Source organism: Nonlabens sp. Asnod2-A12 (assembly GCF_045063745.1).
In the GTDB taxonomy this organism is placed as follows: domain Bacteria; phylum Bacteroidota; class Bacteroidia; order Flavobacteriales; family Flavobacteriaceae; genus Nonlabens; species Nonlabens xylanidelens.
This window is the reverse complement of record NZ_JBEFOB010000003.1, coordinates 2,845,590-2,872,224: the sequence shown is the minus strand read 5'-3', so window position 1 is coordinate 2,872,224 and position 26,635 is coordinate 2,845,590. Positions and strand designations below refer to the sequence as shown.

Genomic DNA, 26,635 nt, shown 5'->3' with positions numbered 1-26,635 from the left:
AATTAACTAAGTTTATTTTTATTTAAAAAGTCGCGTTAAGGCTAAAAGTTACCGTTCTAGAAGTTGGGTAGTTTCCAAAATCAAAACCACGAATCGTGTTACTTCTTTGGTTATTAGCTCCACCGCCACCGAAGTAACTTGCCTCAGGATCTAAACCAGAATAGTCTGTGATAGTCCATAAATTTTGAGCACTTACAGAAAACCTTAATCTCTCAATTCCTAATTGCTCTATCAGGTTTTCTGGTAAAGTATACCCTATAGCAATGTTTTTCAATCTAATGTAGCTACCATCTTCTACAAAACGAGAAGAAATCTCTCTGTTACTATTATTACCTACACGTGGCACATTAGTATCTGTATTTGTAGGTGTCCATGCATTGTTATAATTAGCCTGAGTAGTGTTTGCATCTCCATTAACTAACTGAACGTTTGTTAGATTAAAAATTTCACCACCTTGAGAACCTTGGAAAAAGATGCTCATATCAAAGTTTTTGTAGCTAAAGTTGTTAGTAAATCCAAAAGTATAATCAGGATTAGGGTTACCTATTGTAGTTCTATCATCTTCAGTTATTGTTCCATTAGCATCGATATCTCTAAACAACGGATCACCTGCAACACCATTTGCTAGAGTAGCTGTTCCTGCTGGTAAAGCTCCTCCTTGGTATACACCTGCATAATCATAACCCCAAAATAGACCCACTTCTTCTCCTACTCTTAGGATAGTACTTTGATCATGACTAAAGTAACTAGGTGTACCGTCATCAAATAAATCTGCATCATTAATTAATGCAACTACTTTATTCTTGTTAAAAGAGATATTAAAATCAGTCGACCATGTAAAGTTTTCATTACTAATATTTCTAGTAGTTAATGCAAGTTCAAAACCTTGATTACTAACTTCTCCTAAATTAGTTAAGATTTCATCATTAGCAAATCCGAAGTATTCAGGAATACCGTTATTACCTAAAATCAGGTCTTTAGTATCAATGTTATAATAATCTAATGAAAGAGTAATTTTATTTTTCAACAATCCTAAATCTACACCAATATTGGTTTGGTATGAAGATTCCCATTTAAGATCTGGATTAGAAGGCTGGTCTGGAGTGATCGCATTTACAGTCTCACCATTACTTGCTGCATAAAGAGATGCAAATCTAGCTAACGACTGGTAAGGACTAATAGAAGGATTTCCTGTAACACCATAACTAGCTCTCAACTTTAAGTTTGAGATAGTTTCACTATTCTTTAAAAAGTCTTCATTTGAAACTTTCCAACCTAAAGCTGCTGAAGGGAAGATTGCATACTTTTCATTAGCCGCAAAATTTGAAGCTCCATCTCTTCTTACCGTTGCAGTAATTAAATACTTGTCATCTAAACTATAATTAGCTCTACCGAATTGTGACTGAATAACAGTTTCAGACAATGAAGAGCTAGGTTGTAATAAACCTGTTGCACTTCCTAAAGAATAGAAAGAAAAAGCATCAGAAATAAAACCTGTTCCAGCTGCCGAAAATGCCTCTGTTTTTGTTTTTTGATAAGATAAACCTCCTAATAAAGTTAATTCACCTCTTCCTAATTCTTTTTTATAAGTTAAGTAGTTTTCACTTAATATACTTGTTCTTCTAGCATGTGTTACAGCAGCTCTACCACCTACACCACCTGCAGTAACTTCTAATATTGATGGATTATAAGTACCTTGCTTTACGTTCTCACTGTTTAAACCAAAAGTAGTTTTGAAAGAAAGACCTTCCATAATTTCATAATCAGCATAAAAATTTGCTCTAAAATTATCTTCTTTAGTCTCATCTATACGCTCACTTGCAATTGCAAAAGGGTTATCTACTAAATCTCCAACCGTATTCCCTGAGTTATAAGAACCATCATCATTAAAAACCGGTTGATCTGGAGCATAACGCACTGAAAGCGATACTACATCATCTCCACCTGCACCTACACCACCTGAACCAGTTGATTGAGTAGCAGCACCATTTTTTGTACCTGTACTTCCGAAAAGATTAAGACCTAATTTTAATTTATCATTTATTTGAGCATCTACATTAGTTAAGAAAGTAGCTCTTTCAAAATCAGAATTAATAATTAGTCCTTCTTGATCAAAATAGTTTCCTGACGCATAGAAATTAATCTTGTCAGAACCTCCCGAAAATGAAAGTTGATAATTTTGAGTCACTGCAGATCTATAAATTAAATCTTGCCAGTCTGTATTTCCTGTACCTTGATTGTAGATAGCAGGTGTTTGACCTGTTGTAATAGCTGTGTTATTATTTACGTCTTGTTGATAAGCCGCAAACTGATTTGCATCTAATAGGTCTAATTCATTAGTCGTATTTTGAAAAGAATAGTTGGTATTGAACTCAACTATCATCTTACCGCTTCTACCTTTTTTAGTAGTCACTAATACAACACCATTAGATCCTCTTGATCCATAAATAGCTGTTGCAGACGCATCCTTTAAAATCTCCATAGATTGAATATCGTTAGCTTGTGGCATAGTAGCACCTACAAACCCATCTACTACTATAAGAGGAGAACTACTTGCACTAATAGATGTATTACCTCTAATTTGAATATTGATAGGCGCTCCAGGCTCACCTCCATTGTTAGATTGTACTACAACACCAGCTGCTCTACCTTGTAATGCTTGTGCAGCATCAAGAACTGGAAATTGATTCAACTCTTTTGAAGAAACAGATGACACAGAACCAGTAAGGTCACTTTTCTTTGCACTACCATAACCTATAACTACTACTTGATCTAGTAAAGCTAGATCATCTTGTAACGTAACATTAATTACAGTCTGTCCATTAACAGGAACATCTAATGTAGTGTAACCTATAGAACTAAACATTAATACAGCCTCTGCATTAGGAACTGTTATCGTATAATCACCATTAAAATCTGTAGATGTACCTGTAGATGTACCTTTTATAGAAACACTCACACCTAATAGCTCTTCTCCTTCAGTACTCACAACTTTACCTGTTATTGTAGAAGTTTGCGCATAGGTTAAGAATGAACCAAAAATGCAAATTAGCAAGAGTCCATATCTTAATAATTGCGGTTTGTTTTTTTGTTGCATAAGATTTTCTTTAAGTTGAAATATTTTAAGTTAGTTTTTAAAAAAATGTCCTACATCGTTTGCGAAAACCATGCGGCAGAGAACACCTCTTTAACGTTGTGATAAAATTAACTTAACCTTAGCGATCAATAATTCAGAAAAGGGTATACAAAAATCCGAAACCCTTAAAAATATAGGCTTCACGGTGAAAAATTTACATTTTCCGTAAATTACTCTGAGAATTTCTTTGAATAATTAGAAGGCGTTTCTCCATATGCTTTTTGGAAGCATTTACTGAAATATTTTGGGTTTCTAAACCCAACTTTATAACTCACTTCAGAAATATTAAGAGTTCCTAATTCAAGAAGTTGAGCCGCTCTTTTCATTCTAAAATGTTGAATAAATTCATTAGGAGTAAAATTAGTCCATGCCTTTACTTTAATAAATAACATGGTACGACTTACACCTAATTCAGAACTGAATGATGGAATATCAAATTGTTCATTAGGAATGTTCTCCTCGACGATAGCAATGGCTTTTTTAAGTAATTGCTCATCTACAGAGGTTACATTTATCTCCTCGGGAGAGAAGTCATTTGAAGAACCAAATTTTTCTTTCAGTTTTGCCTTACTATGCAGTAAGTTTTTAATACGTAATTGAAACTCATTTATATTAAACGGTTTACTTATATAATCATCTGCACCACTTTCTAGTCCCTCAAGTTTATATATTAAAGAAGATCTAGATGTTAATAGAATCACCTGTATATGGCTAGTTCTAATATCCTTTTTAACATTTGCACATAGCTCTGTACCTGCCATCTTAGGCATCACCACATCACTTACTATTAAGTCTGGACTGTTTTTAATAGCTAGTTTAAAAGCATCTTCACCGTTATCTGCCTCGATAACATTAAAATCTGGTTTTAATAAATTAACCATAAAAGAAAGTAATGAGTGGTTGTCTTCCACAACTAGTATGGTAGGCTTATCATCGTCACTTAATAGATCTAGATCTTCACTATTTGAAAATGTAGGAAGTTCACTTAACTGCGATGTATATTGAGATAGGTCGTCACTAAATTTAAAATCTTTTAAAATCTCATGATCTTCAAGGTGCTCTCTTCCTAATTTTAAAGCAACTTTAAAACTAGATCCCTGACCTTTTTCACTTTCTATGATTATCGTACCATGATGTAATTCTATTATGTTCTTTGCAATATTTAAACCTATACCGGTACCTTGATGGTATGGAGAAGGTTTTTCTCTATCTGCTTCTACCTCATAAAACCTATCAAATACTTTATCTTGTTCTACTGGTGATATCCCTATACCAGTGTCGTTAATAGACACAAATATTTCTCTATCACTTTTAGTCACTTTAATATCAATGGCACCGCCTTTGTCCGTATATTTAAATGCATTAGAAATAAGGTTAAAGAAAACTCTTTCTAGCTTTTTTCTATCATAATAAACTAAAATCTCATCTTCTACAGACTCAAAGCTGTAGTCGTACTCTCCTACTTTAGCATATTCATTAAAACTAAGATAGATCTCTTCTAGAAATTTAACAATATTACCTCGAGCGCTTTGTAGCTCAAATTGATTTTGTTCTAGCTTTCTAAAATCCATTAATCTATTAATCAATTGTAAGAGATGATTTGCATTGCTCTCTACAACGAGTAATTTTTTGTACATCTTATTACTTCCCTTATAATCGGCAAGTAATTGCTGCAATGGCCCTAAAATGAGCGTAAGAGGTGTTCTAAACTCGTGAGAAATGTTTGTAAAGAATTTTAATTTTGCCTCGTTTATACCGCGATCTCTTTCTTTCTGTAATTGCTCGAATTTAAGCTCTTGCTGTAATCGAGTTTTAGATTTCAACACGTTAAGAATAAAATAAATCGCTATTCCTAGGACTAACGCATATCCTAATAAAGCCCACCAGCTCAACCACGGAGTAGGTTTAGCAGCCACATCTAGTCTAGTAATACCGCTTTTTGCTCCATCTCCATTAATACCTCTTACTTCAAAAACATAATTTCCAGAATTTTGTAATGTATAGGTAGCCGCATTTTGACTAGTAACATTCCAGTTTTTTTCTAGACCGCTTAACCTGTATTCATAAGTACTGCTCGATGCGTTATGAAAGCTAGGCATAGCAAATTCTATAGTAAAATTACGTTGATGATGATCTAGTTTTACCGCTTTCGCGAAAGCGATATTATCAACAACATCTCCATCATATTCTAAGATCGGTTTACTGTCATAACCTGTAGAAAAACCAGTTATCAAAACTGAAGGGACGAAAGAATCTTTAAACAATCTAGCGGTGTTAAAACGTGTAATCCCAGATATACCGCCAAAGAGTAAATCGTCGTTAAACAATTTAATGGCAGATCCATTGCTAAACTCGTTTCCGACCAAACCATCCTTTTTACCTTTGAGCGCGATTACCTTTTGTTCTAGAACATCATATTGTAGAACACCTTGATTACTACTTAACCATAAATAACCATCTTTATCTTGTAGAATAGCGTGAATGGTCGTTATATCATTTCCTTCATAACTAAGAGGCACCTGATTAAATGTGTCGTTAGATTTCACAAAAAGTCCATGAGCCTTTGTACCCACCCATAAATTATTATCAAAAGACTGGAAGACAGTCAATATATTAAAACCAGCCGCTTGATTACTGTTGTACAAATAACTTTTTATATTTTTATTCTCATCAAGAGCATTTAATCCATTTTCTGTTCCTATCCACAAAGTTTTATTATTGTCTAGCAATAAGGTTCTCACAATATTGCTACTCAAACCATTGCTTTTATTAAAAAATGACACTTCTGCATCTAGCAGGGTAGACACCACACCTATTCCTTTACCAGCAGTACCTATAAATAACTGGTCTTGATCTTTGGCAAAAGCATAAACCCCTGTACTAAGCAAAGAATCATTTATCGCAGCAAATCTATCTTCCTTTTCAAATGAGTTGGTATTGATATTATAGATTTGAAAACCATGAGATAAAGTACCGATAAACAATCTATTTTTATCTAGATAGCTGGATTTTATATTATCATCCAACAACTCACTATTTGCTGTGGTTAGATAAGAGAAAAGTTCTGTCTGTAGATCAAGGATATTTAATCCTCCTTGTTCTGTGCCTATAAATAAATATTTATCATTTGCTTGTAACGGGCTTACGACAGAATAGTTGAGACCAGACTTTTCTCCATTGTTTATATAATTTCTAAAATTACCATTTGTAGCGTTCCAAATATTTGCACCTCCATAATAGGTTCCTACCCATATAGATCCACTAGAGTCTTTATGCAGTGATTTTACCAAATTTTTTGAAAGGCTATTTTTATCTTCTAGATTATTTTGGAGATGAGTTACTATGCCGTCTTCATAAATATAGATACCGTTATCTGTACCAATCCATAATCGTCCAGAATTATCCACCCTTAATTTTCTAATTTCATCAATCTTTTGAACTTTATTGATAGGATGTGGAACTATTGCCTTGGTATTTTTATTATAAATTAAAACCCCAGAGCTGTTAGTGGCAAGTAAATAATCATCTCCACCAGCAGGAATTAAATCTGATATATGTTCATCTTTAAAAACTGGTATTTTTTGAGCGTCATATTTACCTTTATCTTGCTTTATAATTAGCCACAGACCATTATTAGAAGCTACTAAATAAGAATCGTTTTCTAATTCTAAAACACTTTCTACTTTTATTGAAGAGTGATTTACGTTAAAAACATCATTATAAAAGACATTTTCTTGAGGGTTATAGATAGAAAGTCCTTTAGAGGTACCTAACCATATATGACCATCTTTTGTAGCGTAAACTTCTTGTATTTTATTACTTAGAATAGAATTAATTCCTTCTTGTGCAAAAAATCGAGTAAACAACTCTGTCCTAGGATCATAATTATTTAATCCATTATAGGTGCCTATCCATAATTTACCATCTAGACCTGTTTCTAATGATAATATGTCGCTACTACTTAAAGAATTATCATTACCATCTTCTGTTTTAAATACAGAAATTTTATGACCATCATAGCGATTAAGACCATCTCTAGTGGCTATCCATACTTGCCCTAAATTATCTTGTTCTATGGCAGTAGCGCTACTTTGAGACAGACCGTCATCTGTAGACAAATGTTTAAATTGAAAACGACCGGTCTGGGCAGTCGCAATACAAGAAAAAATAAATATAATGGCGCAAAGCGATCTACACATAAAGAGTAAAATAAGTTGGGGTTTAAAAATAGTTAAATAGTTTGATTTTAAACCATTTTACTGTAAGCTTAGATAAACTACTATGTAATAAGTTAGTTGTCTATTTTTTTATTTAATTCTTATTGATTCCAACGGTTACACAATTGACATTACTTATGAAAATTAGTATAAATGTATTGCGCAAATAGAAAACAAATTGCGACTTTTAGGTATCTAAATTAACTAGAGTTGCCGTGTTAAAAAGACAGGTATAGCGATTAATATCATAGAATACATACCACTCTTAAGATAAACACAGAAATCGCTGTGTTATCAAAATCAAATTATCTAATAGTTGGTTGAGGATTAATACCCTGACACTTTAATTTTTTTGAACAACCATTTTTTACCTTGTTGTTGTACTTCTGGGTACATCCAGTGGGCAGCATCATATGCGATCTCTATGGTTTTCTTTGCTTTTATCTCCTGTAACATAGCGGTAACAGAGCTGGCCGGAACTATATTGTCATTATAACCATAAGCATAATAACCTGGCGTTTTAAGATTTCTAGCAAAATTCACGATGTCATAATATCTAGCTACTGCTCTTTTTTCTTCTGTAAAATCAAATCCTCTTTCAAAAATTCTAGGCCAGCCACCTGCGCGCCCATTATTAAAACCATCTAGATCTGCTAGTGCCGGATAAAACGCTGCAATAGCATCTACCCTATCATCTAGAGCAGCTGTCATTATAGTAAGCGCTCCACCTTGAGATCCACCCATTACTGCTAGGTTATCACCATCAAATTTATCGATCGTATGAATAAAATCTATCGCTCTAATACAAGCGGTGTACACACGCTTGTAATAATACGCATCACGGTCGTCCATTCTATTCCAGTAATATTTATATAAAGCTCCTTTATCAAGGTTATCATAAACATCGCTGCCATATAAGTTTACTGGTATACCATGAATACCTATTTGTAAAGAAATAACGTCATCACTCTTATTAGTGCCTTTATAAGAACGCACACCTGCACCTGGAACAGTTAACACAGCTGGATAAACCCCTTCTTTTTTAGGCATCATTAAAATTCCATATATGTAAGACTTCTTACCGTGATTAAATCTTATATGATAAGCAAGGTTCTTATCTGTATCCTGCTCTGGAAGTCTTGTATACTGCGGATTCAGTTCTATTTTACGGGCTTGTCTTATCGCTTTTTTCCAAAAAGAATCAAAATCTGCTGGCATTTGAGTAAAGGTCTTGATATTATCCACATCTATTCCTGCTGTGGCAGTATTAGAAAAAGTCTTGCCATTCTCTTTATAATTTACCGTTAACCTTAAAAAACCTGGTTGATCCATCTTAATTCCCTCTATAGTACCATGACCTGTTTTAAGTGTAATGGTAGAATTAACGGTAGGTTTCATTTGCTCCTCGGCAATGGTATATTGAACCTTTGCATTCTTTACTAGTTTACCATATTTAAAAATAGAGATCTCAAAGTCTGCTCTTTCACCTACTTCATATTCATAACTATCACTTACCGGAGCGACTAGAATTCTAATAAGATCTTCTTTTTGTGATTGACACACTCCAGATAAACCTGACATTAATAGTACTAGTATAATATAATTCTTCATGTTTATAATTTCAAACTTGTTATAATTAAACATTCCATTTCACTTTCACATTCCATAACCGATCATAGCTGTTGAGCATATTGAGCCTTATACAAAACCATTGTTAGTATGTAAAACATGGTCACATCTCACTACATAAACCAGTAATAATTATAGATATGGATTATGTGGGTATCTCGCTTTCGCGAAAGCGTAACCTTCAAACTACTTCTTCCTAGAATAATTAGATCCGAAAGTTTTAAATAACTTTCTGAACCTACACCTTCAATTACTCGGCACTTAACAAATATCCAATGTTTATATTTCAATAGTATCACATCGTATAAAAGTTATTACCATTGTATCTTAAATTGCTATTATTAGTTTCAAATCTCATGAATTACTAATATATTCTACAACTAGCCATTGAAATTTAAAACATCATTAAGACATATCTAGTAATCTTAAAAATAAAAACAGCCTTATCCTACTTAAAAAGTAAAGATAAGGCTGTGATTAATATCACTATTTAAGTGAACTTTATTTCACTAAAAACTGTATAGTTTCAGATCCTTGCGTTGCATTAACTTTTACAAAATATGTACCTGTATTTAAAGAAGTAACATTTACTCTTTCTGTATAGCTAGCAACATTCATTACAACCTGACCAGTTACATTATAAACTTGCAAAGTATCCCACTGACCATTATCCATAGTAATAGAAATAAAATCTTGAGAAGGGTTAGGGTATAATTTAATAGTACCTAAAGTAGCTGAAGACACACTTAATGTGTTTCTTACCCCAGGAGTACCTTGCTGTAAAGTGCTTCTACTACCATAAGTAGCGGTAGCTCTATCCCATGCTGAAGACATATCGTTTGCAACATTATCAAAAGTATTTGATTCCCAACTAGCACCACCAGAAGTACCTTGAGCAGGCCACCCTATAGGTGCTGTACCATAACCATAGTCATAAATTGCCTCATCAATAACAAGACCAGTATCAGAGCTAAGAACGATACCGTCAGTCTCATTATCTGTTTGATCTGAATCGTTAAAAGAAGATTCATTATTGAACCTAGGGAAACTAGTACCCATTAAATTTACTGGACCACCTACTGGTGAGTCAAAACCATATGCATAAGCCACGTTTGTAATCCCATCATTAAGTGTCGCGTCAGAAGTAGGTGAGAATACAGCATATGAACCTGGCGCTACTATTACTGATGTAGTAATTTCATGAATACGGCTACTAGAAGATTCATCACCTATAGTCCATCCCATCATGTCAATAGGATTAGACGTAGTATTATAAACTTCAAACCATTCCGTGTTTGCTTCAGTACCGTCTGGGTCTATCATCATTTCTGTAATAACAATATCTCCAGCATTAATAGCTGCTGTACCACCTGCAGAGAAATTTGCTAATCCTGGAGTCCCTACAGCTCCATCTGTACCATAAGAAGCAGTGCTTTCTAACCAGTTTGCAGCAACATCATTAGAAGCACTATCTAGTGTAGAGGCATCTAACTGGTAACTTGTAAACTGTGGAGCACCTTGTGCTGGCCATGCGTTAAGTCCTGCATAACCAAAACCGTAAAGAATTTCATCTATCAAAACTCCTGACGCTGTTTCTAGTCCGATACCATCGTCATTTGTAGATCCACCAGAATACGTTGTTTCATTGTTCCATGTAGGCCAGTCTGTTCCTACACCTGGAGTTGCTGGTCCACCTACTGGGCTATTGTAACTGTATACATATATAATATTATTAGTGGCAGCAGTCATACCGCCATTTAACAATACATCTGTACTATTTGCTAATACAGCATACTCTCCCGCTGGAACCATCACTGGTGTAGCAGAAGTGATAACGTGAGCTCTACCGTTACTAGATTTATCTAAAATGGTCCATCCATTCATATCAATGGCAGTAGAAGTTGTGTTGTAAACTTCAAACCATTCTCTTACTCTCTCATCACCGTTAGGATCGATCATGATCTCTGAAACAATGATATCTCCTGGAAGTTGCGCAAAAGCAAACATTCCAAAAAGCATAGCTATTAAAGGTAATTTTGTTTTCATAAATAAATATGGATTAAATTAAAATGACACCAAAATAGTATAGCTTCTACAGCATGAACTGTATAGAGTAATAATCTTTTTTTTACTTAAAGCGGCATTTTAAACAATACCGCTTTTACTATATATTTTGATTTAAAAAATATTTTCTTTTTACAATAGAGCTAAGTCTATCCTGCTGGTCTAAAGTCATCAGTTACATCTACTGCACCAAATTCAGTAAGAACTCTATCAGTAACAATCAACCAATCAAAATTGAAATAAGCTGGTACTGCTGCACTACTACTACCTGGTGTAATTCTTAATTCAAAAACATTAGCTACACTAGACTGATTTGGAATAAATCCATTAAGTCTTACGGCGTGAAGTTTCCAGTTATTACCAGTATTTGCTGCAGACCCTTGAAGACTACGTCTATTAGCCGAACCTGTACCTCCTAGGTATATTTTAAATGCCATCTCAGTATCTTCAGTATTCATCCAGAAGTGTAGTACTGGATTATCACCGTAGTTACCAGCGTCTAGAATATTATTGAATGTTGCGCTAGTCGTAGTATCATGAATTTTTGCCCTACCTACTGTAGAACTAGTAGATGTGTTCATCTCTAGCGCATAATAATTGTTACCAGGAAATGGTGGCTGAGATACATTACCGTTAACAGAAACAACAGCTAAAGGATCTTTAGAAGCATCAATTGCAAAAACAGATGCAGAATCTGAATCAAATTCATATAATTGCTCAAACTGACCGTTAATATATGGTAGACCTGTTTGCGATATAGTACCACCTCCTTGAAAGTTAAGATTAACGTCTACATATCCAGTAACGATTGAAGTAGGCACATTAAATCTTACTTCAGTAGGTGTTTGTGTTGTAAAAACAACATTAGTACCATTTACATTACCATCAGTAATAAGGTTCATATCTTGACCTGTAACGATTACTTCATTATCACGAGTTAACACAGATGGAAAACCACCTATCGTAGGCTGTGGAAGAATTACTTCAAAACCTGTTGCTATAATTGTAGATTCAGGGCCGGTAGAAGATAAATAGTTAATAGCTACATCCACAAATCCTACGTTATTAGGAACACGAATTACTAAAGCTTGATCTTCTTGAAATTCAATAACTGCTGGAGTACCTCCAAAAGAAACTTCTGTTACACCAGCTAGATCAGTACCAGTTAAATTAATAACAGAATTCACATCGCCTGCCGCAGGTAAAGTATTAGTCACTGCAGGAACAGGATAAGTAACTGTTAGACCGTCTGCGCTTTCAGCTTCTTTCCCTTGCTCTGTTACGATCTTGATCACTCCACTCGTTGCATTATTAGGTACTTGAATTTGTAATGTTTCACCTGTAATTCTAGATGTAATAACTGCTTCAACATCATTGATATAAGCTTCTGTAGCAAAGTTCAAAAATGTACCTTCTACTGTAACAATAGAGTTTACTGCAGCTGTACCAGGTGAAAAAGAAGTAATAGTAGGCTGTGCCGACTGGATCTCCTCTACTGTTTGGTCTATCTCAACATCTGCATCACAAGCGATAAACACTCCAGCAAATATGGTCAAAACAACAAGTAATTTGTATATGTTTTTCATGATTTGAATTTTTAATTTCCTATTTAATTAATCCGATATTCTTTTGATCTGTTCCTGCATTTAAAAGCTCAGAATTACTTTTTAATGAGAAAGACTCTAAACTATCCCACTTAGGGTTAGTTCTTAATATATTATTATCTGAAGCGCCTCCCGTGATTTTCACTTTACCGCTATTATAAATAACACAATTTTCAATTTTTTGATTAGCACCTTTTAACTGAATGATACTTTCAGTATTTCTAGAATTATCAATGATTGAATTCTTAATGCTAACATTTTCTATTCCTTGGACTTTTATAATTCTACCTTTTTCAGAATCATCTACTCTATAAAAGACACAATGATCTATTAAAAGGTTTCCACCAGTAGTCCCCAATTCTTTACCTTTTCTAGAATAGTTAATTGCAAACTCTTCTATATCTGTAAACGAACTGTTGAAAATCATTATATTTTCTGCATTATACTTACCGTCAGAACTTTTTTCATAAGAAAGATTCAGACCTCTAAAAGCGTTCTTAATATGTGTATTTGAAAAAGAGATTGTATCTGCCTTAGTACCTTTATAAGCTTTATAGACAGCGCCTCCATCAGAATTATTAAAATTATCCAACCTTACATTGTGAACAAAAAGGTTATAAATTTGAGTAGTAGCATTATTAGGAGAAGTAAACGCATACTTCACAGCATCGTTTCCTTCATTAGCACCGTCGATACTAACATCTTGAACAGTCAAAGACTTTGAACCATCCATTCTAAAAATATACTGAGGTGTTTTCTCTACATTTTCAGCTATCTTAATAAATGTTTTATCTATCCCTGCACCTTTAATAGTAATTTCATTGGCTATTTTATTCCCTTTAGAAAGAGAGTAAATACCTTCTTCAAGAATAATTGTAGTGGGACCTATCGTATTTTTAATTGCTTTTTCTAGCGTACGTTCTCCTGGAGCGACTTTAACAACCACTTCAGACACTTTCTCAGCAATAGCTCTCATCTCTGCTATACTGATAAAACTTACACCTGCTTCAGACACTAAGGCCAATGGTGGCTTAAAGTTACCTGGTACAACTGCACCAGCTCTCAGATTAGATCTAAGAGTTCCTGTAGCGTCAACACGTACTTTAGGTTTCGTTTTTACTCCTACAAGTAATGAATCAAATTCTCTAGACGGCACAGCGATACCATTAACCGCAGTCATCTTAAAATCTATCGTCTTTATTCCTTTAAAATCCTGAATAACAAACGTACTTGCTACATTACCGTCCATATGAATACCTGTTACATCTCCAAAGGCAGCTGCAACTAACGATCTATCATTACTATAAAAAAGATTATTTAAAAACTTAGTATTCAGTGGTGCAGCATCAGCTCCTTTTCTGGAATTAATTGCTAGTGCAACTGGTGCAGAGTTAATGATAGTATTGTTTTGAATAATACCGTTTTCAACCTGATGGTAGCCATTCAACTCAGTATTAGGAATTCCATTCATGATAACTAAAGGTGCTCGATATTCCTTTCCTTTTATTCCTATTAAGATGTTATTCTGAACGATATTACCTTTATTAATCATTCTGATACCACCAGACTTAGGTACATTGTTACCTATAATGACGTTACCATCAATTAAATTATTATTACCATGACGTAGAGTAATAGTCCCTTCACTCTCTAGAATTAAATTGTTACGTACAATGTTATTCCCAGATTTAATAGAGATAATTTCTATTTCACCATTACACTTTTCAAAAAAATTATTCTCTACTATAGTACGAGAAGATTCCATCGAGTAAGTAGAAGTACCTATACGTATAGTCTCGCCACCATTAAACCCTAACGGTATGCGTTCACCAAAATAATTATGGTCAATCCTATGTTGATTATCGGCACCATTTTTAAGTCTAACAGCTACCGTAGGTCCCTTATTAGTTTTACCTAAAAAAGCACAATGATCTACTCTATTATTCTTACCATGTAATGCTACATAATAAGAAGTAATATCTCTTTGCTCTGGCCCTACACCTATTATGGCACAATTAGTCAGTCTACTATATCTCGCAGGCGTATCTGAGTCTGCCTCAAATCTGATGACATTATTTTTTCCGGTATCTCCACCATCAAACCATAATCCATGAACCTCTAGATAATCTCCTCCTATTCTCAATGAAGAGCTACCTGTTAATTTTACTTTACCAGGTGTTTGGGATCTAAGAACAACTGGTTTATCAGCAGTACCATTAGATTTAAATTTAATGTCTATATCACGCCATTCTTGATCTGCCATGATAATAGTATCACCTGGCACAGCTTTTTTAATAGCTGCATTAAGAGATTGAGAATTATCTACTGGTATATTTTGCGCTTTCGCGAAAGCGAAACACAAAACAAACCATATGATTATGTTAACTCTAATCTTCATTAATAACCTACGTTTTGTGCAACTGACGGATTTAAATCGATCTCATACTGAGGAATAGGAAGCAAAGTCTGAAACTGTTGAATAGGCGCAGTATTGAAAAATGGTGCGTCTGGATCATTGTATTGAAAATCTGTTGCAAAGTGATTATTCATTACTGTGACAGCTCTATTATTACGAACTAAATCAAACCATCTGTGATTTTCAAATGCAAATTCTTTACGTCTTTCCTCTTCTAGCGCTAACTTAAATTCAAAGAAAGTATCCACATCTGTTGCAACTGCGTCAGGTTGGTTTGCTCTATTTTTCACAAGGTTTAATAAATCTACAGCTTCTGTAGTTGGACCTGAATTTTCATTGATTGTTTCAGCAAGAAGTAAAACAGCATCTGCATAGCGGCTGATAACCCAGTCGTTAGGAGCGTCATCTACATTACCAAAATCAGAATTATATTTACTGATGAAACGTTCAAAATTTGTATTACCAACATTATCAACCCATGAAGTTGAAAAGTTAACACCAGCTCTAGGATCATTTGCAGCATAAAGAGATTCCATACCTTCTGTAGGAACGTTAAACTCATCTCCACCACCGAATACTACAGAATTTTCACTCGCTCTAGGTGAGAATAAATTTGCAAATGGAGCACCTAAACCTACTAGGCCTGATTGATAACGAACTGCAAAGAATATCTCGTCATTCATTTCATTATTGGTATCAAATACATCTTCATAGTTATCTAACAGACGTCCACCACTAGAGGAAACTACATCACGTAAAACAATCTCTGCTCTTACTTTACTATCACTAGTCCCTAATGTTAGTAATGCTTTACCTAATTCTAAACCTGCAGCCCATTTGGTTGCTCTACCTGCTTGATCAGAACCATAACTGTCCGGTAAATTGTTATAAGCAAATTCTAGGTCTTCTATAATAACTGTATAAGCCTCTTCAATACTTTTACGCTCTAGGTTTCTAGCCTGAGAAGCATCAACTGTTTCTGTAACTATAAATACACCACCGTATAATCTAACTAAATTAAATAAAGAGTGACCTCTTAAAAATCTTGCCTCTCCTTCATACTGTGCTGCAAGAGTTGCATCTTCTACTACATCTATCGCTTCAATTACGTGATTACTTAAACCTATAGTTTTATAAGATGCTCTCCAGTAGCTGGAAGTAAATTCATTTAATGGGTTAGAAACGAACTGGTCTAACTGACGGTAAGGTACGTTTGCATTTTGTGAATTATCAAAACTTAATTGAGTATTATCACTACGCAATTCTGTAACCACCCATTCATCAAATTGTTTTTCTTGTAAAGAGTTATAAGCTCCTATTATCCCAAGATTTACCTGATCTGCATTGGCATAAAAACCATCAGCACCTATGTCTGATATAGGTTCTAAATCTATGGCGTCCTCACATGAGTGTAATGCAGTTGCAATTACTATTAAGGCGGCTATTTTATAAATATATGTCTTCATCATGCTACTTTTTAAAATGTAATATCAATTCCTACTGCAAACTGTCTGCTTAATGGGTCAGCACCTCTCTGGTATCCAGAAACTAAAGGTGAAGCATACTGTCCTGACGTACGTACTTCTTCAGGATTATTACCATAATAATCATCGGCAAAAATGTAAAATAAGTTTTGTGCCGAAGCAAAGATTCTAAAAGATTCAATACCCATAGACTCTGTTACTTTATCTGTAAAAGTGTAACCTAAAACAGCTTCTCTTAATGCTACATAACTAGCATCTTGAATTAACTGATCTGTTGCTGTCCACTCACGACCTACACGACCAGTAGGCTGACTAGCTGGCACGTCTGCATGTACCCAACGATCTTCTAAGAAGTCTGCATGTAATGCTCTAGTTTCAATATAGAATCCATCACCATAAAACACTTCAGCACCATGGCTACCTTGTAACAAGAAGTATAAGTCAAATCCTTTATACTTAAACGTGTTAGACACACCCCAAGTAAAGTCAGGGAAAGGACTACCTAAAGTAGTTCTATCTGCTGTTGTTATAACACCATCTTCGTTAATATCTGCTACTCTTATTCCTCCTGGCGCGTCTTCTGCAGAACTAGGATTTGCATCAATTTCTGCTTGACTTTGCCATACACCTATAGATTGATATCCATAAAACTGAATAGCTTCTTCACCTACTCTAGAAATGTATTGATCTTCTCTTTCTCCGTTATTAATAAATTGCTCTTCTCCACCTAGAGATATTAATTTATTACTGTTAGAACTTATGTTACCTGAGAATACCCAGTTAAGATCACCAAAATCAAAATCAGTAGAAACTGCAAATTCAATACCTTGATTTTGAATTTTACCAACATTATTTATGAAATTATCATGACCAGTAGCAAAAGAAACATTTTGATTAAGCAATAGATCTTTTGTGATCGAATAATAATAATCTGCAGTAAATCTCACCCTTTTATCTAAGATAGCTGCATCGATACCTAAATCGTAAGAATCTGTTTGCTCCCAACTGATACTTCTGTTTGCAAGAGTATTTCCACTCTCTGCAAGACCAGAAACAATCGCTCCAGGTCCATCACCTAATGAATAGTTTGATGGGAATAATAAGTTAGTAAATGAATAGTTGTCAATATTATTATTACCTACAACACCATAACTAGCTCTCATTTTTAATTGATTGAAGAAAGGAACTTTTTCATTGAAAAAATCTTCATTATGAATATTCCATCCCGCACTAGCTGAAGGGAAGAAACCATATCTATTCTCAGGACCAAATAAAGAACTACCATCTGCTCTAGCAGCAACAGAAATCAAATATTTGTTATCATAATTATAGTTTACACGAGCAAGACCAGAAAGTAAACCTATCTCTTCTTTAAGAGTAAATGTATCATTTGCATCAATAATAGTAGCTGCATTAATTGTCTCAATAAAGTCTGTTGGGAAATTGTTACCCAAAATGCTTGAAGTTTTTAAGAAAGTATACTCATAAGTACCACCTGCTAAAAAGTCAAAATTATGATCACCAGTTTTGTAGTTATAATCAAATGTATGCTCAGTTACTACACGGTTTCTTATGCTATTCACATCTTCACCAAAGGACTGCCCATTACTATTACCTTCAGATGTTCTAAAACGCTCATCAACTCTTAATCTGAAATAAGCACCTACTCTACCTTGATAATTAAAATTCTTTGCAATTTTCCAATCTAGTTTACCATCTGCTACAAAACGGTATTCATATCGTACTCTTTTATCTTCTAATAATCTAGATAATGGATTGTTATTACTAGAACCCCAAATACTAGACTGTGTAAAGTCTTGTTGTTGACCTTCGTCATCTACATAACTTAAATCTAAGTTTGTAAAATGTCTAGGGTGTGCATAACTACCTACAGGCTGTCCTGTTAAATTACTACTGAACTCATTGTGATAAGGAGCAAAGAAATTATAATTTCTAGAAAAATTTGAGAAATCTAATGCAGTACGTTGTTGTCTAGAATAAGAAGGTCTAAAGTTAACACCTAACTTCACCTTGTCGTTTAACTTAGTATTAAAACGTGCCTGAAGGTTCAACGCTTTATAATCCATACCTTTTACTAATCCTTCATCCTGTATATACTGACCAGAGAAATAGTATTTAGTTAAACGACTACCACCACCTACATCAAATTGATAATTCTGTATCGTCACATCATCTGCCTTAGCCTCTTCTAACCAGTCTGTACCATCTGTACTTCCACTTGTTCCTTGAGCAATGATACGACGAGCAAGTTCTAAATTAGAAAAACCAATTGAAGCTGGATCACGACCTTCACTCAATGCAGTTGCATTTTCTGCTATTTGTCTTTCATTTCTTGTTAACTCAGTAAACTCAGTTGTATTTAAAATCTCAGGCAATCTTAAAACAGATTTTACACCTGTAAATGCTTTGAAACTAAACTTAGGCTCACCGTCTCCATCTTTAGTAGTAACTAAAATAACACCATTAGCACCACGAGAACCATAAAGAGCAGCAGAACTAGCGTCTTTAAGAACCTCAATAGATTTAATAGAACTAGGATTGATAAACTCTAACGCATCTGCGATAGGAAAACCATCTACCACTATTAAAGGTGTACCACTAGCTGTAATTGAAGATAAACCACGAATACTAATCTCTGGGGCATCACCTACTTGACCTGAGGTGTTCTTAATTTGCACCCCTGCCAACTTACCTTTTAAAGCGTCACCGACACCTGAGTAAGTTAATTCATCAAGGTTTTCATTTTTAAGCTGACTTACAGAGTTAGTAAGGTTACTTCTGGAAGACTTACCGTAAGCGACTACTATTACTTCATCTAAAGTTTCTTCATCTTCCTGCATGATGATTTCAAATGTAGTTTTATCACCTACAATAATGTTTTGAGTCTTAAAACCCAAAGAACTAATAACCAGAACATCTTCTGGACTTGCCATAATTTTAAATTTCCCATCTAAATCTGTAACAGCAGCTCTATTGGTATTTAAAATTTGGACAGTAGCGCCTAAAATAGACTCTAAATCTGCTCCAGATGTCACAGTACCAGTGACTTCCTTACCACTTTGCGCAATCGATATAGTGGGTAAACAAAGTAAGCAGAAAATAAAAAGTATCTTTCTCATATTCATTTTTAAAATATTTGTTAAGACACTTTAACTTAAAATCATCAAAATAAGCATCACATTCTTATAAAAAATGCGCCTAAATTGTTAATTTCGCTATTAAAGAGTCTTACTCTTTTTGTTGATTATTTTAATTTTCATAAAAAGCATGAGTGGCAGCTCGTGCTTTTTTATTTTTTAATGTATTCTCTCAAGGCGGTAAAATGAATCTCCATTGCTTTTAAAGCTTCTTCTGGATTTTTATCTTTTATCCCTTTTAAAATAGCATTGTGTTCTTTATTCAATTTCACAGCCTCAGATCTATCACATATATGCTCCTTATTAAAGTGACCGATAATACCTGGAACAATAATTTTCATAAGGCCATATATTACTGTATTCTCACTACATTTAACTATAGCAAGATGAAATTTCAAATCTTCAATTACAGAAGGTTCTCCATTAAGTATTTTCTCTTGAAAATCTAATTGAGCTTCTTCTAATTCTTTTAAAGACTCTTCACTACGTCTAACAGCTGCTAGTTTTATAGCTTGCGTCTCTATAATGACTCTCGTTTCTACTAAAGATCTAAAATCTGGTAACTCTAGGTCTAGAATATCTGTCATCATACTATTGATAGATGGCATTCCTATACCTGTAATTACAGAACCACTTTGAGGCATTGTTTTAATAATACCATAAAACTCTAATTTTTGAATCGCTGCACGTATCTGATTACGTGATACACTAAGCTTTTCAGAAAGCTTTCGTTCTGAGGGTAACTTATCTCCAACCTCTAATTGATGTTTTTCAATTAGTGCTTTTATTTTATTCATAACCTCAACGTCGCGATCTACATCGTTATCGTTGTCAGTTATTAAATTTACAAGTTGTAGACCGTGTTCTAGCATTCAAAAATTGGTTTACCAATCTGGTTGCCCAAATTAAAGTGAATAGTTAGAGATATGCAAATATTCTAAGCCAAAAATTTTTAGATTTAGTAATATTTGCATTTTTAGATGAACATATGTCAATAAAAGGCTACATATTTATCGTTTTCGCAACTTCTACCGCGATTGATATATCTTTTTGTAATCCTTCAAAGTCGCCACTGCTTATTTTCTTTTTATCAAAAAGCTGACTTCCCATTCCTACACAATTTACTCCTGCATTAAACCATTCTCCCATAGAGTCGCTGGTAGGCTCTACACCTCCTGTAGGCATAATTGCTAAGTGAGGCATAACTGATTTTACCGCTTTCGCGAAAGCGGAACCAATAACATTTGCTGGAAATATCTTAATCATCTCACAACCTAAGTGCATAGCAGTGATCGTTTCTGTAATAGTAGCAACTCCAGGAATGTAAGCAACATTACTTTTCTTACAATACTCACCCAGTTCAATAACTAGCCCAGGCGAAACAATAAATTGCGCACCACTCTCGATAAAAGTTTGAGCTGTTTGAGAATCATAAATAGTTCCTACACCTAGAATTAAATCGGTTAAATCAGAAAAATGCTTAGAAACCTTTTTAAAAGTTTCTAAACCATTTGTACCACGATTTACAAATTCAAAAATCCTAACTCCTCCATTATAAGAGGCTTGTATCGTTTTGATCACAACGTCACTGTTTTCATTAAAAAAAACAGGCACTATTTTATGATCTTCTGTAAGTTTTATAAAATTTTTAGTATCCATTATCTTAAAAGTCTTCCTACACTATTACCACTAACTAGTTCTTCTACTTCTTCTTTACTGCTCAAGTTCACATCACCTATTGTACTGTGCTTTAAAACAGAGGCTGCTATTGCAAACTCTACAGTTTGTTGCTCTTCTAAATTTAGTAATCCATAAATTAAACCTGCCATGAATGCATCTCCACCACCTATACGGTCTACAATGTTTTTCATTTCATAGGTCTTAGATGTATACATCTTTCCGTCTTTATACATTACTGCTGTCAGTTCATTTCTAGAAGCAGACATTGCATTACGTATAGTTTTAGAAAAAGCCTTTATGTGAGGATATTTTTCCTGTACCATTTTACAATTAGTCTCCCAGTCTTCATTAACTATACCTAAACAGTTTTCTAGATCTACACGTCCACCTACTACCACATCTGTAAGTTCTACAAGACCAGGCATTACATCTAGCGGCTGCTTACCATATTGCCATAAATTTCTTCGATAGTTGATATCCCCACTAGTCGTTATACCTCTTTTACGAGCTTCTTTTAAAGCGCGTAGAGTAACATCTGCAGCTTTTTGAGAAATAGCTGGTGTAATACCACTGTAATGAAACCAGTCAGCACCTTTAAAAACTACATCCCAATTTACTTCTGACTCATCTAGATCTCCAAAAGTGGTGTCAAAACGGTCATAAACTATCCTAGAAGGTCTTTGCATTGCGCCAGATTCTAAATAATAGATACCTAAACGTCCTTCTTTACGGACCACTCCTTTATTACTTACACCATTTAATTTTAGAAAACGAGAAACGCGCTCTCCTAAATCATTATGAGGTAAAGCGGTTATGTGTGTAGCTTTTAATCCAAAATGAGCAAGAGAAACACCTACGTTAGCCTCTGAACCACCAAAGGTCACATCAAAATTGACAGTTTGAAATAATCTTTTATTATTAGGCACGGTTAATCTCATCAAAACCTCACCTAGAGTTACTACTTTTTGTGACATAATTTCTTTTAGTTGAGGCACAAACTTAAGGCATATCAATAGATTTGTGCAATAATTATACAATCCTGTACCTAATGAGTATAATTTTCTCTATCAATAATGCGTCTTAATCACCTATTAATACAAGCAATTACAGAAATTTACACAAAAAAAAGGCTGCAAGAGATTGCAGCCTTTTTTACAAAATAATTTAAAATAGGTTATGTAAGCTGTGCTTTTACTACAGTACTTATAGTTCTACCATCTGCTTTACCAGCAAGTTCTTTGTTTGCCATACCCATTACTTTACCCATATCTTTCATACCAGTTGCTCCAGTCTTAGAAATAATTTCCTTGACTATGGCAGCAACGTCCTCTTCACTTAATTGCTCTGGCAAGAATTTTTCTAATACAGCCGCTTGAGCTAGTTCTGGCTCAGAAAGATCTTCTCTATTTTGTTCAGAAAATATACGAGCGCTATCCTTGCGTTGCTTAACTAGTTTTTGGACAATTTTGATTTCATCTTCCTCGGTTAATTCTCCACCTCCAGATGTTTTTGATAATAACAACTCGCTTTTTACCGCTCTTAAAGACGCCAGTGCAACTTGATCTTTTGCTTTCATGGCTTCTTTCATAGCTGCCATTATATCTTTTTCTAAACTCATAATTTTATTATCTATTCACCGCTGTACATTTAATCCGTAACAACGATTATGTTTTATATAGCTCTTAATACCTTTCAAAAATACGAATTTGAATTGCATAAAAAAACCCAAATACCATTACAGTATTTGGGCTATGTGCATTTAGGGGAAAATGCTTCTAGTCTACATTATCATGTAGAAAAGAATTATTGTTAGATCTGAACTGGATTTCATTATTCTCATCTGTAGAAAGAGTGGTTCTAGACCTTTCTCCTTCTTTAGGTAATTTATCCAATTCAACACCTTGTCTCAAATATGCTGGCTGCTTTTCTATCTCATCTAATCTATGAGAGTTTTTAAATTTATAATTATAAGCATGCATTTTACGTTTACGTTCTTCTGCTCTTTGCACTAAAACCTCATTAAGCGGTAAATCTGTAGGATCTACATCTTTATCTATTATTTCAGTTTTAGGTTCTTGCGGTGTTACAGGAGCAGTTTTAGAAACGATTTTAATCTCAGGTTCTGGCTCTACAACCACTTCCTTCTCTTCAATTCTATGTTGTGGCTTTGCATTATTTAAACGCTCTTCTTCTTCAGCATAATCTTCTAGAGAATAAACTGTAACACCTTCTTTAGTATCATCATTAACAGGGACAACATTAATCGGCTCGTTAACTTCAATATCTTCTAATTGATGATACTTCTTTGCTGGTGGCGTTTGCTCTTCTTCTTTTAATTGAGCAGATAATGGCATGTCAAAGTCTAAAAAGAACTGATCTTCATCCTCCTCTTTTACTTCAATTTCTTCCTTAATTACTATCTGTTCTTCGGTCTCTACTTTTTCTGCAGATACTTCTTTGATCACGAAGTCTTGAGTTTGATCTAAAACTTCTTCATAAACCACATTTAAGTTATTTATAAACTCTGTAGTAGGTATCAAAACATTTTCTTCAACAACTGGAATAGCGGCTTCTTCTGGCTCTTCTTCACCTAATTCATGAACAATAACTAAAGGTTTTTCAGGCTCCACTGGCACAGGAATTGGTTCTGGTTCCGCTTCCGCGAAAGCGATATCCTCAACCACCTCTTCTTCAAGATCCATGATAAGCTCACCTGCAACAATATCGCTGTTTGCCTCGTCCAGGATAGCCGTAGCACGTTGCTCTTCTTCTAGCGTATGGATAATTCTTTTTGCCTCAGTATTTGAGATCTCATTTTGCTGTTCTACATCAAAACCAGTAGCAATAACCGTAATAGAGATGGCGTCTCCCAGAGCTTCATCTTCACCTACACCCATAATAATGTTTGCGACACCACCAGCTTCATTTTGAATGTGCTCGTTTACTTCACCTATTTCATCAATAGTAATCTCTTCTGTACCAGAAACTATTAACAGCAACACGTTCTTTGCTCCAGATATTTTATTATCATTTAAAAGTGGAGAATCTAATGCTTTAAGAATCCCTTCTTGAGCACGGTTAGAACCAGTAGACTGTGCACTACCCATGATAGCAGTACCACTATTAGCGAGTACTGTCTTTGCATCACGTAAATCAATGTTTTGAGTGTAGTGATTTGTAATAACCTCTGCAATACCGCGAGAGGCAGTAGCAAGTACCTCATCTGCTTTTGAGAATCCTGCTTTGAAACCTAAGTTTCCATACACATCTCTCAGTTTATTGTTATTGATAATTATTAGAGAATCTACACTACTGCGGAATTTTTCAATTCCCTTTTGCGCTTGTTCATTACGTACTTTTCCTTCAAACTGAAACGGTGTTGTAACTATACCTACTGTAAGTATGTCCATATCACGAGCAATTTGAGCAATAACTGGTGCAGCACCTGTACCAGTACCACCACCCATTCCTGCTGTGATGAAAACCATCTTAGTATTACTATCTAATAATGCTCTAACGTCTTCTATACTTTCTTTAGCTGCATGCTCTCCTACCTCTGGATTTGCTCCAGCACCTAGACCTTCTGTTAAGGTAACACCTAGCTGTATTTTATTAGGCACAGGGCTATTATCTAGTGCCTGAGAATCTGTATTACAGATTACAAAATCCACTCCTTTAATTCCCTGCTGGTACATGTGTTTGATAGCATTACTACCACCACCACCTACACCGATGACTTTGATAACGTTAGATTTGTTTTTAGGCAAATCAAACGCGATGCTGTTAAATTCTTCACTCATAATATTGCTACTTTATGGTTTAAGCTTGTGGCTCTAACACCACGGTATTTTTCTTTTTCTTTTTTTTTCAATCTGCAAAATTAACTATCAATAGATCGTTATTCTGCTTTATCTAAGAACTCTTTGAACTTAGTTGCCCAAGAATCAAAAATCCCTTTACTTTTATTTTCTTGAGGTGTGGTATTTTCTTCTTGCTCCTCTTCTACTACTTTCTCTTCTTCCTCTTCTACAACTTCTTCTACTTCAGGTTCAATCACCTCTTCTTCCTCTACCACTTCTTCTTGTTGTGCATCTAGACCTTTCATCACTAATCCTACTGCGGTTGCAAATAAAGGACTTGTGTTTTCTGTATCACTACCACCAGCAAGATGCTCGTTAGGATATCCAATTCTACTAGGCATTCCTGTTACATACTCTGCCAGTTGCTTGATATGCTTTAACTGGCTACCACCACCTGTTAAAACCACGCCGGCTATCAATTGCTTCTTAGGCTCTTCATGACCATAGTTTTTTATCTCAACAAAAACTGTTTCTAAAATTTCAATGACACGAGCATGAATAATCTTACTTAAATTTTTAAGTGTAATTTCTTTAGGCTCGCGACCTCTTAATCCAGGAATGGAAACTATTTCATTTTCTTTATTCTCTCCAGGCCACGCACTACCGAATTTAGTTTTGAGCAATTCTGCCTGCTTTTCAATTATAGAACAACCTTCTTTAATATCTTGAGTAATGATATTACCTCCTTGAGGGATTACAGCTGTATGACGTATAATACCATCTTTAAAAATAGCAAGATCTGTAGTACCACCACCTATATCGATAAGCGCAACACCGGCTTCTTTTTCTTCTTGACTCAATACAGCGTCTGCACTAGCAAGAGGTTCTAATGTAATAGCTTTCAGTCCTAAATTAGCACTTTTAACACAACGATAAATATTGCGTATAGAAGCCACCTGACCTACGACAACATGAAAATTTGCCTCTAAGCGACCGCCGTACATCCCGACAGGCTCTTTAACGTCTGACTGCCCGTCTATTTTATATTCTTGAGGTAAAACATGTATAATTTCTTCACCAGGTAACATGACTAATTTTAAAACCTGATTACATAATTTTGTAATATCCTCTTGATCAATTACTGTCTCGCTATCTCCACGTGTGATATAATCACTGTGTTGTAAGCTGCGTATGTGCTGTCCTGCTATACCTACAGTAACATCATTTATTTTTATACCACTCACACCTTCGGCCTGACTAACCGCCTGCTGTATAGATGTTATAGTTTGTGTGATGTTATTCACTACACCTCTGTGTACTCCTAAACTTTTTGACTTACCTACACCTAGAATCTCAAGTTTGCCGTATTCATTCTTGCGACCTATCATAGCTACAATCTTTGTTGTACCTATATCCAGACCTACTGCATATTCTTGTTGTTCCATTT

Annotated in this window: 14 protein-coding genes; all 14 read right to left on the bottom strand. The window is 34.7% G+C overall.

The window, feature by feature from the left end; translation table 11 throughout:
* Positions 1-22: 22 nt before the first annotated feature.
* On the bottom strand, positions 23-3,097 hold the full coding sequence (locus ACJJVJ_RS12990; RefSeq protein WP_405370771.1) for a SusC/RagA family TonB-linked outer membrane protein: 3,075 nt from the start codon (positions 3,095-3,097) through the stop codon (positions 23-25).
* A gap of 209 nt (positions 3,098-3,306) precedes the next feature.
* Complete coding sequence (locus ACJJVJ_RS12985; protein WP_405370769.1) at positions 3,307-7,335, bottom strand: two-component regulator propeller domain-containing protein; 4,029 nt, start codon at positions 7,333-7,335, stop codon at positions 3,307-3,309.
* A gap of 345 nt (positions 7,336-7,680) precedes the next feature.
* Positions 7,681-8,964 carry an acetylxylan esterase gene (locus tag ACJJVJ_RS12980; RefSeq protein WP_405370768.1) on the bottom strand — a complete coding sequence of 428 codons (1,284 nt, stop codon included), beginning with the start codon at positions 8,962-8,964 and terminating at the stop codon, positions 7,681-7,683.
* A 519-nt stretch (positions 8,965-9,483) separates the two neighbouring features.
* Positions 9,484-11,028: a lamin tail domain-containing protein gene (locus ACJJVJ_RS12975; protein WP_405370766.1), complete on the bottom strand. Its 1,545-nt coding sequence runs from the start codon at positions 11,026-11,028 to the stop codon at positions 9,484-9,486.
* A gap of 167 nt (positions 11,029-11,195) precedes the next feature.
* The gene (locus tag ACJJVJ_RS12970; RefSeq protein WP_405370764.1) at positions 11,196-12,632 is read right to left on the bottom strand and encodes an IPT/TIG domain-containing protein; all 1,437 of its coding nucleotides are present in this window, start codon (positions 12,630-12,632) and stop codon (positions 11,196-11,198) included.
* 19 nt (positions 12,633-12,651) lie between these two features.
* Entirely contained in the window at positions 12,652-15,048 is a 2,397-nt protein-coding gene (locus ACJJVJ_RS12965) for a polysaccharide lyase 6 family protein (RefSeq protein WP_405370763.1), read from the bottom strand.
* Positions 15,048-16,532 (bottom strand): RagB/SusD family nutrient uptake outer membrane protein, encoded by a 1,485-nt coding sequence (locus ACJJVJ_RS12960; RefSeq protein WP_104515754.1) that lies wholly within the window; start codon positions 16,530-16,532, stop codon positions 15,048-15,050. The genes ACJJVJ_RS12965 and ACJJVJ_RS12960 overlap by 1 nt, the downstream gene beginning before the upstream one ends.
* Positions 16,533-16,543: 11 nt before the next feature.
* Positions 16,544-19,690: a TonB-dependent receptor gene (locus tag ACJJVJ_RS12955; RefSeq protein WP_170034597.1), complete on the bottom strand. Its 3,147-nt coding sequence runs from the start codon at positions 19,688-19,690 to the stop codon at positions 16,544-16,546.
* A gap of 170 nt (positions 19,691-19,860) precedes the next feature.
* Positions 19,861-20,580: a FadR/GntR family transcriptional regulator gene (locus ACJJVJ_RS12950; RefSeq protein ID WP_104515756.1), complete on the bottom strand. Its 720-nt coding sequence runs from the start codon at positions 20,578-20,580 to the stop codon at positions 19,861-19,863.
* Positions 20,581-20,710: 130 nt separating this feature from the next.
* On the bottom strand, positions 20,711-21,367 hold the full coding sequence (locus ACJJVJ_RS12945; protein ID WP_405370761.1) for a bifunctional 4-hydroxy-2-oxoglutarate aldolase/2-dehydro-3-deoxy-phosphogluconate aldolase: 657 nt from the start codon (positions 21,365-21,367) through the stop codon (positions 20,711-20,713).
* A complete protein-coding gene (locus ACJJVJ_RS12940; RefSeq protein WP_104515758.1) occupies positions 21,367-22,362 on the bottom strand; it encodes a sugar kinase in 996 nt (331 codons plus the stop codon). Before ACJJVJ_RS12940 ends, ACJJVJ_RS12945 begins: the two co-directional genes overlap by 1 nt.
* Before the next feature lie 200 nt (positions 22,363-22,562).
* On the bottom strand, positions 22,563-23,006 hold the full coding sequence (locus ACJJVJ_RS12935; RefSeq protein WP_104515759.1) for a GatB/YqeY domain-containing protein: 444 nt from the start codon (positions 23,004-23,006) through the stop codon (positions 22,563-22,565).
* 157 nt (positions 23,007-23,163) lie between these two features.
* The gene (ftsZ, locus tag ACJJVJ_RS12930) at positions 23,164-25,188 is read right to left on the bottom strand and encodes a cell division protein FtsZ (RefSeq protein WP_405370758.1); all 2,025 of its coding nucleotides are present in this window, start codon (positions 25,186-25,188) and stop codon (positions 23,164-23,166) included.
* A gap of 98 nt (positions 25,189-25,286) precedes the next feature.
* A complete protein-coding gene (ftsA, locus tag ACJJVJ_RS12925) occupies positions 25,287-26,633 on the bottom strand; it encodes a cell division protein FtsA (protein WP_104515761.1) in 1,347 nt (448 codons plus the stop codon).
* Positions 26,634-26,635: the final 2 nt, after the last annotated feature.

Coding starts and splice junctions, on each gene's coding strand:
- ACJJVJ_RS12990 (WP_405370771.1), bottom strand. CDS start 3,097: ATGCAACAAAAAAACAAACCGCAATTATTAAGATATGGACTCTTGCTA.
- ACJJVJ_RS12985 (WP_405370769.1), bottom strand. CDS start 7,335: ATGTGTAGATCGCTTTGCGCCATTATATTTATTTTTTCTTGTATTGCG.
- ACJJVJ_RS12980 (WP_405370768.1), bottom strand. CDS start 8,964: ATGAAGAATTATATTATACTAGTACTATTAATGTCAGGTTTATCTGGA.
- ACJJVJ_RS12975 (WP_405370766.1), bottom strand. CDS start 11,028: ATGAAAACAAAATTACCTTTAATAGCTATGCTTTTTGGAATGTTTGCT.
- ACJJVJ_RS12970 (WP_405370764.1), bottom strand. CDS start 12,632: ATGAAAAACATATACAAATTACTTGTTGTTTTGACCATATTTGCTGGA.
- ACJJVJ_RS12965 (WP_405370763.1), bottom strand. CDS start 15,048: ATGAAGATTAGAGTTAACATAATCATATGGTTTGTTTTGTGTTTCGCT.
- ACJJVJ_RS12960 (WP_104515754.1), bottom strand. CDS start 16,532: ATGAAGACATATATTTATAAAATAGCCGCCTTAATAGTAATTGCAACT.
- ACJJVJ_RS12955 (WP_170034597.1), bottom strand. CDS start 19,690: ATGAGAAAGATACTTTTTATTTTCTGCTTACTTTGTTTACCCACTATA.
- ACJJVJ_RS12950 (WP_104515756.1), bottom strand. CDS start 20,580: ATGCTAGAACACGGTCTACAACTTGTAAATTTAATAACTGACAACGAT.
- ACJJVJ_RS12945 (WP_405370761.1), bottom strand. CDS start 21,367: ATGGATACTAAAAATTTTATAAAACTTACAGAAGATCATAAAATAGTG.
- ACJJVJ_RS12940 (WP_104515758.1), bottom strand. CDS start 22,362: ATGTCACAAAAAGTAGTAACTCTAGGTGAGGTTTTGATGAGATTAACC.
- ACJJVJ_RS12935 (WP_104515759.1), bottom strand. CDS start 23,006: ATGAGTTTAGAAAAAGATATAATGGCAGCTATGAAAGAAGCCATGAAA.
- ftsZ (WP_405370758.1), bottom strand. CDS start 25,188: ATGAGTGAAGAATTTAACAGCATCGCGTTTGATTTGCCTAAAAACAAA.
- ftsA (WP_104515761.1), bottom strand. CDS start 26,633: ATGGAACAACAAGAATATGCAGTAGGTCTGGATATAGGTACAACAAAG.